General features: G+C 31.9%; 14 protein-coding genes and 1 tRNA gene. 9 read left to right on the top strand and 6 right to left on the bottom strand.

Going from position 1 to position 12,278, the window contains the following annotated elements:
* Positions 1-118: 118 nt before the first annotated feature.
* Together PMT9312_RS01205 and PMT9312_RS01200 are read right to left on the bottom strand one after the other, a co-directional pair.
* Entirely contained in the window at positions 119-568 is a 450-nt protein-coding gene (locus PMT9312_RS01205; protein ID WP_011375804.1) for a Ycf66 family protein, read from the bottom strand.
* 72 nt (positions 569-640) lie between these two features.
* Positions 641-722, bottom strand: a tRNA-Leu gene (locus PMT9312_RS01200).
* A gap of 398 nt (positions 723-1,120) precedes the next feature.
* On the opposite strand from PMT9312_RS01200, the gene PMT9312_RS01195 reads away from it, so the two are divergent.
* On the top strand, positions 1,121-1,921 hold the full coding sequence (locus tag PMT9312_RS01195; protein ID WP_011375803.1) for a fatty acid desaturase: 801 nt from the start codon (positions 1,121-1,123) through the stop codon (positions 1,919-1,921).
* A 1-nt stretch (position 1,922) separates the two neighbouring features.
* Here the strand turns inward: PMT9312_RS01195 and gatC are convergent, their stop codons facing one another.
* Entirely contained in the window at positions 1,923-2,216 is a 294-nt protein-coding gene (gene gatC / locus PMT9312_RS01190; RefSeq protein ID WP_011375802.1) for an Asp-tRNA(Asn)/Glu-tRNA(Gln) amidotransferase subunit GatC, read from the bottom strand.
* Between the two features lie 171 nt (positions 2,217-2,387).
* Here gatC and PMT9312_RS09405 point away from each other — a divergent pair, with 171 nt between their 5' ends.
* Entirely contained in the window at positions 2,388-2,972 is a 585-nt protein-coding gene (locus PMT9312_RS09405) for a DNA-3-methyladenine glycosylase (protein WP_071813328.1), read from the top strand.
* Positions 2,973-2,993: 21 nt separating this feature from the next.
* Positions 2,994-4,013, top strand: a complete 1,020-nt coding sequence (locus tag PMT9312_RS01185; protein ID WP_011375801.1) for an aspartate carbamoyltransferase catalytic subunit — start codon at positions 2,994-2,996, stop codon at positions 4,011-4,013.
* 2 nt (positions 4,014-4,015) lie between these two features.
* Here PMT9312_RS01185 and PMT9312_RS01180 read toward each other — a convergent pair whose 3' ends face one another.
* Together PMT9312_RS01180 and PMT9312_RS01175 are read right to left on the bottom strand one after the other, a co-directional pair.
* Positions 4,016-4,357 carry a DUF565 domain-containing protein gene (locus tag PMT9312_RS01180; protein WP_011375800.1) on the bottom strand — a complete coding sequence of 114 codons (342 nt, stop codon included), beginning with the start codon at positions 4,355-4,357 and terminating at the stop codon, positions 4,016-4,018.
* An 11-nt stretch (positions 4,358-4,368) separates the two neighbouring features.
* The gene (locus tag PMT9312_RS01175) at positions 4,369-4,569 is read right to left on the bottom strand and encodes a hypothetical protein (RefSeq protein WP_011375799.1); all 201 of its coding nucleotides are present in this window, start codon (positions 4,567-4,569) and stop codon (positions 4,369-4,371) included.
* Between the two features lie 217 nt (positions 4,570-4,786).
* Between PMT9312_RS01175 and PMT9312_RS01170 the strand changes: the two genes are divergently transcribed.
* The 6 genes from PMT9312_RS01170 to PMT9312_RS01145 all read left to right on the top strand — a co-directional run bounded on the left by PMT9312_RS01170 (position 4,787) and on the right by PMT9312_RS01145 (position 11,062).
* Complete coding sequence (locus PMT9312_RS01170) at positions 4,787-5,008, top strand: protein IsiD (RefSeq protein WP_011375798.1); 222 nt, start codon at positions 4,787-4,789, stop codon at positions 5,006-5,008.
* Positions 4,998-6,254, top strand: a complete 1,257-nt coding sequence (gene coaBC / locus PMT9312_RS01165; protein ID WP_011375797.1) for a bifunctional phosphopantothenoylcysteine decarboxylase/phosphopantothenate--cysteine ligase CoaBC — start codon at positions 4,998-5,000, stop codon at positions 6,252-6,254. Before PMT9312_RS01170 ends, coaBC begins: the two co-directional genes overlap by 11 nt.
* A 218-nt stretch (positions 6,255-6,472) precedes the next feature.
* Complete coding sequence (locus tag PMT9312_RS01160) at positions 6,473-7,267, top strand: photosystem II manganese-stabilizing polypeptide (RefSeq protein ID WP_011375796.1); 795 nt, start codon at positions 6,473-6,475, stop codon at positions 7,265-7,267.
* A gap of 74 nt (positions 7,268-7,341) precedes the next feature.
* Positions 7,342-8,517: a sulfate adenylyltransferase gene (gene sat, locus PMT9312_RS01155; RefSeq protein ID WP_011375795.1), complete on the top strand. Its 1,176-nt coding sequence runs from the start codon at positions 7,342-7,344 to the stop codon at positions 8,515-8,517.
* Positions 8,518-8,563: 46 nt separating this feature from the next.
* A complete protein-coding gene (ftsH, locus tag PMT9312_RS01150) occupies positions 8,564-10,417 on the top strand; it encodes an ATP-dependent zinc metalloprotease FtsH (RefSeq protein ID WP_011375794.1) in 1,854 nt (617 codons plus the stop codon).
* Positions 10,418-10,435: 18 nt separating this feature from the next.
* The gene (locus PMT9312_RS01145; protein ID WP_011375793.1) at positions 10,436-11,062 is read left to right on the top strand and encodes a bifunctional 4-hydroxy-2-oxoglutarate aldolase/2-dehydro-3-deoxy-phosphogluconate aldolase; all 627 of its coding nucleotides are present in this window, start codon (positions 10,436-10,438) and stop codon (positions 11,060-11,062) included.
* Positions 11,063-11,096: 34 nt separating this feature from the next.
* Here the strand turns inward: PMT9312_RS01145 and aroC are convergent, their stop codons facing one another.
* A complete protein-coding gene (gene aroC / locus PMT9312_RS01140) occupies positions 11,097-12,194 on the bottom strand; it encodes a chorismate synthase (RefSeq protein WP_011375792.1) in 1,098 nt (365 codons plus the stop codon).
* Positions 12,195-12,278 lie beyond the last annotated feature (84 nt).

Raw genomic sequence — 12,278 nt, 5'->3', positions numbered from 1 at the left:
ACAATATAAGAAATATTAGTGATCAATAGAATTGTTTAAATAAATCTAATTTATTATATTCTTTCTTAATTGACCTGTAGTTTTTTTGGCATGTTTCAAATAACCAATTAATTTGGTTTCAGACTTTTATATTATCATTTTTATCATTTCTTACCCACTTTTTTGGACTCAAGTTTTGATCATTTTTATCAAAATTAGAAAAATTTAAAAGTTTTGTAAAATTCTTAACTCCAAGATTAATAGCCTCTAATATTTTTGAAAGATTATTTTTGAATTCCAAAAAGGTAGTTAGCTTATCTTTTTCTTTATCTGTCAATTGGTTCCATCTATATCTGTAAAGTTCTACTAGATATAAAACAACTAATACAGTAAATAAAAGACAAATTAAAAAAAATGATTCATCTAGGGTCTTATTTTTAATTATCATTATTAAACCTATTAATAAATTCAAAAAAGATTTTATTAAGTCTTTTTCTCTTCCTAGTTCAAGATAAATTAACGGTACGAATAAAAATATAGTGCCAACAACAATATAAAAAGATCCTAAATAAACTATCAAACTATTCATTAAATTAATTAATTAATTTAATTATAAGAATATGATATTTATAAACAAACTTACTATTAGAATTTCCTTAAATGCGGTCGGGGAGACTTGAACTCCCACACCCGAAGATACGAGTACCTAAAACTCGCGCGTCTACCAATTCCGCCACGACCGCTCACATAAAATAATAATTGAAAGAGGTTTATTTGAAAAATGTTTTTAACTTAAGATGATTAATTTGACACATAAAAATTAAATTAAATATCTCTTTAAAAATTTTTTTTAGATCTGAGTATGGAATCACATGGAAATAATGGAAATATTAGTTATATTATTTAAAGAATAAAAGAAACGATTTCAAACTTAAACAATAAAAATACAACAAAAATTACTAATTCTTCCAAAACATTTAATTGGCAAAAAGAGATAAAAAATTACGTAGATCCGCCAAGTTTTTGGAATCCTACATTAGCTCTTTTCTTTGGAGGTTATTTTCTTGCTTTTCTTAGCATATGGCAATGGTATAGAGGTGTTTGGCCTCTACCCTTACTTGTAGCAACTGCATTTTTAGCTTTGCATATTGAAGGTACTGTAATTCATGATGCATGTCATAAAGCGGCCCATCCGGTACCTTGGATAAATCAAGCAATGGGTCATGGCTCAGCAATTCTTTTAGGATTTAGTTTTCCAGTTTTTACAAGAGTACATTTACAACATCATATTCACGTAAATCATCCCAAAAATGACCCAGATCATATTGTCAGTACTTTTGGTCCAATTTGGCTAATTGCTCCGAGATTTTTTTATCATGAAGTTTTTTTCTTTCAAAGGAAACTTTGGCGAAAATATGAATTACTCCAATGGGGAATTGAAAGGTCAATCTTCATATCCATAATCTTGGCAGGTATAAAGTTTGACTTCATGAATCTAATCTATAATCTATGGTTCGGACCTGCATTAATGGTGGGAGTTACTTTAGGAATATTTTTTGATTATCTCCCCCATAGACCTTTTCGATCAAGAAACAAGTGGATAAATTCTCGAGTTTATCCAAGCAAATTTATGAATTTATTAATAATGGGCCAAAATTACCATCTTATTCACCATCTTTGGCCTTCCATTCCTTGGTTTGAATACAAAGTAGCATATGAAAAAACTAAGCCATTATTGGATACGAAAGGCTCACCTCAAAGAGTTGGAATTTTTGAAAGTAAAGAAGACATTTTTAACTTTATTTATGATTTATTTATAGGTATAAGGAGTCATAGCAAAAAGAGAGGTAAAATAAGGAAAATTATAAATTTGTATCCAGGCTATAAAATAAAAAAAGTTTTATTAAAGATAGTTAATAAAACTTTTATAGGCAGCAAATAATTCATTCATTCATAATTTTTGGTACTTTAAAGTATTTATCTTCTCTAGATGGGCCTAACTCTAAAATCTCTTCAGTGCAATCAGAATTTTTCTTATCGTCTTTTCTAAATACATTAATAACTTCTATAGCTCTTGTTGTACAGGGCACATCATCAGTATCAATTTTTTCAAGATGTTTAATATATTCCAATATTTTTTCTAATTGTTCTGCGTGATTATTAATTTCATCCTTGTTCAGTTCCAATCTTGCTAAATGGGCAACTTTTTTTACCTCTTCTTTAGTTACTTTTATCATTCTATTCATATTGTTATTTATTCAATAATAGTTTATTTAAAATATTTTATTAATATATCTTTTAAATTTCAAATAATTAAATGAAATAATCATGTCTTTTTGAAAATCAATTTAATTAATAGCCTCAATTATCTTTCTAAGCTAAAAATAATATTAGATAATTATTGAAAAATAAAAGAACACTTATTTCCAAAAAATTTTTTTTATAGGCACTCTAAACTTGTAGCCCCTGATTTAATAGGTTGTCACCTCATAAAACAAACTAATGAGAAAGATAAAATCAAGGGGATTATCGTTGAAACTGAAGCTTATTCACAGGAAGAAGAAGCATGTCATGGCTATCGCAAAATAACTGAATCAAATAAATCATTATTTGGCAAACCTGGGACATTTTATATTTACAAATCTTATGGCATTCATCATTGCTTAAACATAGTTACTGATAAAGAATCTTTTGCGAGTGGTGTATTAATCAGGGCGGTATTTATCCCTAAACAGAATGAAAGATTAGCTTCGGGACCTGGTCTAGTTACTAAGACATTCGGTATCGACATATCATTTAACTCGCTTGAAGTTCTTAATAACAATTCTTTATGGATTTCTCAAAGAGACTCAATTCTAGGCGAAAAAGATCTTATTCAAACTTCGAGAATTGGCATATCCAAGGCAAAAAATATAAAATGGCGTTGGTATCTCAAAAATAGTAGAAGTGTAAGTAAAAGAATAAAAGGTGACAGAACACCAAAATTCAAATAATCATTTTTCTTTTTAAGCGTAATGCAAACAATTTGGCCTCATAAACATATCCACACACTCGCTAATTTTTCAATTCAAGATTACAAATCAGTATTTGAATTGGCTCATAGATTTGATGTACTAAAGAATGCAGGAACGAAAAAAATACCGGCTTTACAGGGGACTTTGGTAACGTCTTTGTTTTTTGAAGCTAGTACAAGAACAAAAAATAGCTTTGAACTTGCAGCAAAAAGGCTCTCTGCCGATGTACAAACGTTTGCACCATCCTCTAGTTCTTTAACTAAAGGCGAAACAATAATTGATACTGCCTTAACTTATTCTGCTATGGGAGCGGATACATTAGTTATTAGACATTCATCGAGTTACATAACTTTTGAGATAGCTAAAAAACTTGATGCAATAAATGCGAAGACTTCGGTTCTTAATGCGGGAGATGGATTACATAGTCATCCTAGCCAAGGGTTGCTTGACATTTATACATTAATAAAATTCTTTTCCAAAAAGTCACTGAGTCCAGATGTTTTAAATTCCAAAAAAATTTTAATAATTGGAGATGTTAATCATTCAAGGGTTGCAAGATCAAATCTTTGGGCTTTGAGTGCATTCGGCGCAGACATCATCTTATGTGGTCCTAAAACATTAATACCTGATGAATTTATAAATTTTTTAAAAACCCCTGCTCCAAAGCAAAAAGAAGATCCGGTTAAATCAAGAGGCTCCATAACAATTTCTAGATCATTAGAAGAATCAATTAAAATTGCAGATGCAATTATTGTTTTAAGACTCCAGAAAGAGCGAATGATGGAGAATTTACTAAGCAGCATTGATTCATATAGTTTGGATTATGGCTTAACTCCAGAAAAATTATCTTTAAATAGTAAAGAAATTCCAATTCTTCATCCTGGACCTATTAATAGAGGTATTGAAATCACAAGTAAAGTAGTAGATGAATATCCTAATTGCTTAATCAATAATCAAGTTGCAAATGGTATCCCAATAAGAATGGCTTTACTTTATCTATTACAGAAATACAACAAATAATTCTATAGTAACTTAAGACTTTCAGTAAAGAAGCCATAAAATAATCCCAATCTTAAAGAATCTAATAAAAGTACTAAAAATTTCTTTTTCCTTTCAAATCTAAAATTTCTTCTAAGAACTATCAAAATTTCAATAAAAACAACCGATAAGAAAGCAGCCACAGGATCCATTAGTTCCACTACTGCACTTACCATGCCAAGAGAACTTCCTAAAAAATAACCAATTAAAAGAATAATTAAAGATATTGAATATCTTCGCCATGGATTATTAGCCCAAATACTTAGAGTTTGAATATTTTCTACAATCTTTAGTTGAAAATTTGTCTTCTGAGGTCTAAAAACCATTTTAATTTTAACTAAGCTGCTTCAGAATTTGATTGAATTCTAATGTTTCCCTCGACTAATTCAAGTAAAGCCTCCAACTGAGCCATTATTCCTCTAAGTTCGCTTGGATCAGGGAAGAGACTATCTTCTTTTATGCCTAAATGCATTTCTCTTAGTTCTTCCCTTAAGTAACGTAAGTGACTAATGACCTGCTCTTTCTTGGTTTGTGACATGGTGTAACCTTGAGAAGGTAATATTTTAAGAAATAATATTTTTGATAAGGAGAGTTTGCATATTTATGATTGAGAATGAAGATAATTTTGTAAACAAAACCTAGAAATAATGCCTTTTAAAATTTTTCATATTCTTGAACATATGAACTTTATACTGGCATCAATTTTAAAAAATTACTTAAGGCTCTATTATTATTAAATATTGGCTGAACTCAATATGGAATTTGTTTCTAAAACTAAAATAAGTGAGGAACTAGTAAATTCTTTTGATGAAAAAATGACCCTTGAGCTTGCAACAAGGCTAGAAGAAGATAACTATAAGACACCATTTGATGGTTTAAAAGACTGGCACTTACTGAGGGCCCTTGCAATCAATAGACCTGAATTAACAACTGATTATATCCATCTACTCGATCAGGAACCTTTCGATGAAAACTAAAAGTACAGACTCCAAAATAAAGGTTCTTTTATTAATAACGGGGAGTATTGCAGCTGTAAGAATTCCATTATTAGTTAGCCAATTAGCAAAAGAAAATTATGAAATAAGGTGCGTTTTATCTAAAAATGCAGAAAAATTAATAAAACCGCTTTCTCTTTCTATCTTAAGTAGAAACCCTTGCATTTTAGAAAATGATCAATGGTTAAATAGTCAATCAACACCTCTTCATATAGAACTAACCAAATGGGCTGATATTTTAATCATTGCCCCTTTAACAGCTACAACATTATCAAAATGGGTAACTGGAAATGCAGAAGGATTGATTCCAAGCATATTAATTGCAAATATTAAGCCAATTGTTGTTGCACCAGCAATGAATACACAAATGTGGCTAAATAAAGCTGTCCAAGAAAATTATGAGAATTTACAGAATTACGAAAATGTTTTGTCTTTGCATCCAAGTGAAGGTCTCTTAGCATGCGATGCTATTGGCATAGGTAAGATACCTCCAAATGATCTAATTCAATTAGCTCTTGAATTTATAACTTCACATAATCAAAATATTTATCGCAAAGATTTACTAAACAAAGAAATTTTAATAACTGGAGGTTGTACCTCAGAAAAAATTGACGCAGCAAGAAATATTACTAACAAAAGTTCTGGAGCTATGGGCTTACTTCTTTCTCAAGTAGCAAGGTTCAGAGGAGCACAAGTAAAATATATCCATGGGCCTCTGAAAATTGATAAAGATCTTACTGATGGAATAAAAAGATATGAAATCGAGACAAGTGTTGATTTAATTAGGTCACTTCAAAATGAAATTTCAAATTGTGATTATTTTTTCATGAATGCAGCAGTATCTGATTTCAAGATAACCTCTGATACTTCTGCTAAAATTCCCAAACATAAAATTAATGATCATTTGAATAAAAATTTTGAGCTAGTGCCAGATATTTTAAAAACAATAAGTGAATCAAAAAAAGATAACCAAGTTTTTGTAGGCTTTTGCGCTTTTACAGGATCTATTGGAGAAGCAAGAACAATAATTAAAAAAAAGATTATTCAAAAAGGTTGCGATTATCTATTCGCAAATCCAATTGATCTTGAAGGGCAAGGATTTGGCTTTTTGGCGCAAAATGAAGGTTGGCTATTCGATACAAAAAATATGGAACATCATATACATAAAACATCAAAAATTGATTTAGCAAATAAATTAATCACTCAAATTATTTCAGTAAAAAATTAAAAAAAAATTTCTAATTTGTATTTTTTTGTAATCTTAATCATTAAAAATAATGTGATAGCTTACAATAATTCCAGTTTTTAAAAATCTCAAAAAACTACGGGTTGTTTCGAGGATTTAAAAGTCCTAACTTTTATGGTCCTTTCCCAAGTAATATCCGTACTGAACAATTTAGGTGACCATTAATCATTTGTCACAGAACTTTACTGCTACTTTAAATTATGAGAATTCGTTCTTTCTTAGCTTTTGTTATTTCAATTTGCATAACTTTTGCTTTCGTACCTGTGGAAACATTTGCTTTTTCTGAAAGAGGAAATGCACAATTCACAGATGTTGTTAACACTGGGAAAGCTAATGATTGTCCTACATTAGACTCATCTCTTGTCGGATCAATATCCATAGGGAATGGAGATACCCTTAAAGGAATATGCATGCATCCAACTGAAGTTTATGTCAAAGTGCCAGGGACGAAAAGAAAAGCTGCAGAATTTGTTTCTACAAAAATTATTAGTCCCAGAAATAACACAACAGTGACCGAAGTTTATGGAGATATAGATAAAGGCACTTTCACCGAAAAAGGTGGAATTGACTTTCAACTTATTACTGTCTTAACTCCTGGAGGCTTAGAAGTACCATTTGCATTCTCAGCAAAAGAGCTTACAGCTGATTTACCTTCATCTATTGAGCCAGGCACTGAGTTTAGTGGTTCAACATTTACACCTAACTACAGAACTGGTGATTTTTTAGATCCTAAAGCAAGAGCTAAAAATACTGGTGTTGAATATGCACAAGGTTTAGTTGCATTAGGAGGAGATGATGAAGAACTTGCCAAAGAAAATATTAAAGTTGATGTAAACGGCACTGGAATTATTACTCTTTCAATCAATAATGTGGATTCTGATACAGACGAATTTACTGGTACTTTTGAAGCTATCCAACCTTCAGATACAGATATGGGGTCAAAAGATCCACTTGATGTAAAAATAATCGGAGAACTTTACGGAAGAAAAGCTTAAATCCTAGTTTAAGCAAAAAAGGGGGTTAAACCCCCCTTTTTTTTTTTTAAAATTTTTCTTTATCAAACCAAAAGATGGAATTACAACAAAAAACAACAAGATACCCTAATGGACTAATACCCCCTTATGGAGGGGAACTAAAAAATTTAATTATCAAAGATAATAACCTCAAAAATAATCTTATCTCTAAAGTTACCTATGAGTTTGAATGTAGCGAGAGAAATGCATGCGATGTAGAACTGTTGATGGTTGGTGCTTTTTCTCCATTGGAAGGTTTTATGGATGAAAATAACTACAAATCTGTAATTCAAAATAACAGAGATACAACAGGTTTGCTTTTTGGCTTACCGATTGTATTTGATTCAAATAATGAAGAAGTAAAAGCTGGCGAAACAATATTGCTTACCTATAAAAAACAAAACATAGCTGTTTTAGAAGTTAGTTCTATATGGGAGCCTGATAAATCCTTAGAAGCTGAACTGTGTTATGGCACTAATTCTTTAGATCATCCTGCTGTTAAAATGATTTTTAATGAGAGAGGAAGATTTTATATAGGAGGGAGAGTTTATGGTTTCGAACTGCCAATTAGAGAGTTTCCATGTAAAACCCCTGAAGAAGTTAGAGCTACACTGCCATCAAATTATGATGTAGTTGCATTTCAATGCAGAAATCCAATTCATAGAGCACATTATGAATTATTTACTAATGCCCTACTTTCAGATAATGTATCTCCAAATTCAGTTGTTTTAGTACATCCAACTTGTGGGCCGACACAGCAAGATGATATTCCTGGTAAAGTTCGATATTTGACATATAAAGAATTAGAAGAAGAAATATCTGATGAAAGAATAAGATGGGCATTTTTGCCTTATTCGATGCATATGGCAGGGCCAAGAGAAGCTCTTCAACATATGATTATTAGAAGGAATTATGGCTGCACACATTTTATTATTGGAAGAGATATGGCTGGTTGTAAATCATCATCTACTGGCGAAGATTTTTATGGTCCCTATGACGCTCAAAATTTTGCGAATAAATGTTCAAAAGAATTGATGATGCAAACTGTTCCTTCAAAAAATCTAGTCTATACCAAAGAAAAAGGATATATTACAGCTGAAGAAGCTAAAGAATCTAATTATCAAATTATGAAACTTAGCGGTACAGAATTTAGAAAAAAATTAAGGAATGGTGAACCTATTCCAGAATGGTTTGCATTCAAAAGTGTAGTAGATGTTCTAAGAAGGTCTTAATATTGTTTTATTATTAGTATTATAGATTTATTAAATATTATTTATCGTGAACAAACGTTGGAGAAACGTAGGACTTTATGTCCTAGCTGTTATTACTGTCATTTTCATAGGTACTTCCGTTTTTGATAAACCTAGTCCAGATAATGCTACAAAAACCTTAAGATATAGTGATTTTATAGAGGCAGTTCAAGATAAAGAAATTAGTAGAGTTTTAATATCTCCAGACAATGCAACCGCTCAAGTTGTTGAAAATGATGGGAGCAGGTCTGAGGTGAATTTAGCCCCTGATAAAGATTTATTAAAAATCCTAACCGAAAATAATGTTGATATAGCTGTAACCCCTACAAAATTAGCTAATCCATGGCAACAGGCTTTGAGTAGCTTAATTTTTCCAGTACTCTTGATAGGTGGATTATTTTTTCTTTTCAGAAGATCTCAAAGTGGAAATGCAGGTGGAGGTAATCCTGCCATGAGTTTTGGCAAAAGCAAGGCCAGACTTCAAATGGAACCATCCACACAGGTAACTTTTTCAGACGTTGCTGGTGTTGAAGGTGCCAAGTTAGAATTAACTGAAGTTGTAGATTTTCTTAAGAGTCCAGATAGATTCACTGCAGTAGGAGCAAAAATTCCAAAAGGTGTTCTTCTTGTTGGCCCTCCTGGTACAGGAAAAACTTTACTAGCCAAAGCGGTTGCTGGAGAAGCGGGTGTTCCTTTTTTCTCTATATCAGGTTCAGAATTTGTAGAAATGTTTGTAGGTGTTGGTGCTAGCCGAGTTAGAGATCTTTTTGACCAAGCCAAAAAGAATGCTCCTTGCATTGTATTTATTGACGAAATTGATGCCGTTGGAAGACAAAGAGGAGCTGGTATGGGTGGAGGAAACGATGAAAGGGAACAAACTTTAAACCAACTCCTTACCGAAATGGACGGTTTCGAAGGAAATTCAGGCATAATAATAGTTGCTGCTACTAATAGACCTGATGTATTAGATTCAGCTTTAATGCGTCCTGGAAGATTCGATAGACAGGTAACCGTAGATAGACCAGATTACGCTGGAAGATTACAAATATTAAATGTTCATGCCAAAGATAAAACCCTTTCGAAAGATGTTGATTTAGATAAGGTTGCTAGACGAACGCCAGGATTTACGGGTGCCGATTTAGCTAATTTATTGAATGAAGCAGCAATACTAGCAGCTAGAAAAGACCTAGATAAAGTAAGCAATGATGAAGTCGGCGATGCTATTGAAAGAGTTATGGCTGGACCAGAAAAGAAAGATAGAGTTATAAGTGATAAGAAAAAAGAATTAGTTGCATATCACGAGGCTGGTCATGCTCTTGTAGGAGCATTAATGCCTGACTATGATCCTGTAGCAAAAGTTTCTATAATTCCTAGAGGTCAAGCTGGAGGTTTAACCTTCTTTACTCCAAGTGAAGAAAGAATGGAATCAGGTCTATACTCTCGTTCTTACCTTCAAAATCAAATGGCTGTAGCCTTAGGGGGAAGAGTGGCTGAAGAAATAGTCTATGGGGAAGAAGAAGTTACAACTGGAGCTTCAAATGATTTACAACAAGTTGCTAATGTAGCCAGACAAATGATCACTAAATTTGGAATGAGCGACAAAATAGGTCCAGTCGCTTTAGGGCAATCCCAAGGTGGAATGTTTCTAGGAAGAGATATGAGTTCTACAAGAGACTTTTCTGAAGACACTGCTGCAACAATTGATGTAGAGGTTTCAGAACTTGTTGATATTGCCTACAAGAGAGCTACAAAAGTTTTATCAGATAATAGAACTGTACTAGACGAAATGGCTCAAATGCTTATCGAAAGAGAAACAATAGACACTGAAGATATCCAAGATTTGCTTGACCGCTCAGAAGTTAAAGTTGCAAACTATATCTAGTTAAAAAATTTAAATTTAATGAATAATAAAGAAGATTCTTTTTCGGAGTTACTGAAAAAAGAATCTTTTTTTTTACTTATAAAACCTGAAGATAATATTTACTCAAATACCTCTATAAGGAATTCATTTTTCGACGAATTAGAAAGCTTAGTAAAAGTAGGATTAAAGAATATTGAAATAAGTTGGTCTAACAACGAAAATTGGTTAGATTTTGTATCCGATATCAAAGTCAAATATCCAAGAATTAATTTAGGCTCTGCTTCCGTAGTTAATAAGCAATCAATAGAAGATTCTTTAAAAATTGGATTAAATTTTTCGATGATGAAATTTTGGGATAAAGATCTTTTCAATTATGCGAAGTCAAAAAATTATTTATTAATTCCCGGAATTAAAAATTTAAAAGATCTTGAGGAAGCGATAAATTTAAATTGCAACATTATCAAAATTTATCCAATAAAAAGTAAAGATAGTTCGATAGATATAATCAAATATAAAAATATTGATTTCATTGCTGCTGGAGGACTATCAATCAATGATGTAAAAAATTATAAATCTTTAGGATATAAAGCAATCGTAATTGGAGATAAAGGTATAAAAAATAAAAATTTTGATCCAAAAATATTTGAATGGCTCGAAAATAGTTAAATTAAGGACAAATATAATTGATTCAACAAAACTACTAATTTTTCATTAATCCACATTGAGCATTATTCAGAAGCAAATGATCAGCAAGTACTAAAGCGACCATAGCGTCAACCATAGGAACTGCTCTTGGTAGAACGCATGGATCATGTCTCCCTTTTGCTTTCATCAATACTTCTTTCCCTTCAGCATTTACGGTTTTCTGTTCTTTCCCAATGGTTGCTGTGGGTTTAAAAGCTATCTTCATCTCAATATTTTCTCCATTACTTATTCCGCCCTGTATACCTCCTGAATTGTTAGATGTTGTTCTTAACTTACTAATATCATCAGACTTAATGAATGAATCATTATGTTCGCTTCCTTTTAAATAAGTTCCAGAGAAACCTGAACCTATTTCAAAGCCTTTCGTGGCTGGCAAAGACATCAAAGCCTTCGCTAAATCAGCTTCCAATTTATCAAAAACAGGCATCCCAAGACCAGACGGAACATTCCTTACCAGACATTCAATTACACCTCCACAAGAGTCTCCTTGACGCTTTAAATCCTTAATTCTATCGATCATTTCTGCTGATACCTTTTCATCAGGACATCTGACAATATTAGAATCTATTTTATTGAGAGAAATCTTCTCTTTATTTACATCAGAATCAATATCATGTATACGCTTTACCCAAGATAATATTTCAGTGTTACACAAGTTTTTTAATAATTGTTTTGCTACAGCACCAGCTGCTACTCGCCCAATTGTTTCTCTTGCAGACGCTCTTCCACCTCCAGAACCAGCCTGAATTCCATATTTCAGATGATATGTACCATCTGCATGAGATGGTCTAAATACTTGCTCCAAATTATTATAATCTCCTGGTCTTTGATCCTTGTTTCTTACCAACATCGCTATTGGAGTTCCAAGTGTTAAACCTTCCTTTATCCCACTTAATATCTCAATTTTATCGTCTTCATTTCGTGGTGTTGTAATGTCACTTTGACCAGGTCTACGCCTATCTAATTCATTTTGTATCAGTTTTATATCTATTTTTAACTTAGGTGGACATCCATCAAGGATAACTCCTACTCCACCGCCATGTGATTCTCCAAAAGTACTAACCCGAAAAATTTTTCCAAAACTACTACTCATAGAAATATCAAATGTTTTATCTATATATAAACATTATATGAAAATAATTGAAAATTAAACAAAAAAAAGCCCCCAAAAAGGGGG

Origin of the sequence: Prochlorococcus marinus str. MIT 9312, assembly GCF_000012645.1 — a bacterium.
In the GTDB taxonomy this organism is placed as follows: Bacteria; Cyanobacteriota; Cyanobacteriia; order PCC-6307; family Cyanobiaceae; genus Prochlorococcus_A; species Prochlorococcus_A marinus_L.
The sequence above is the reverse complement of the archived record's forward strand: the minus strand, read 5'-3'. Positions and strand labels throughout refer to the sequence as shown.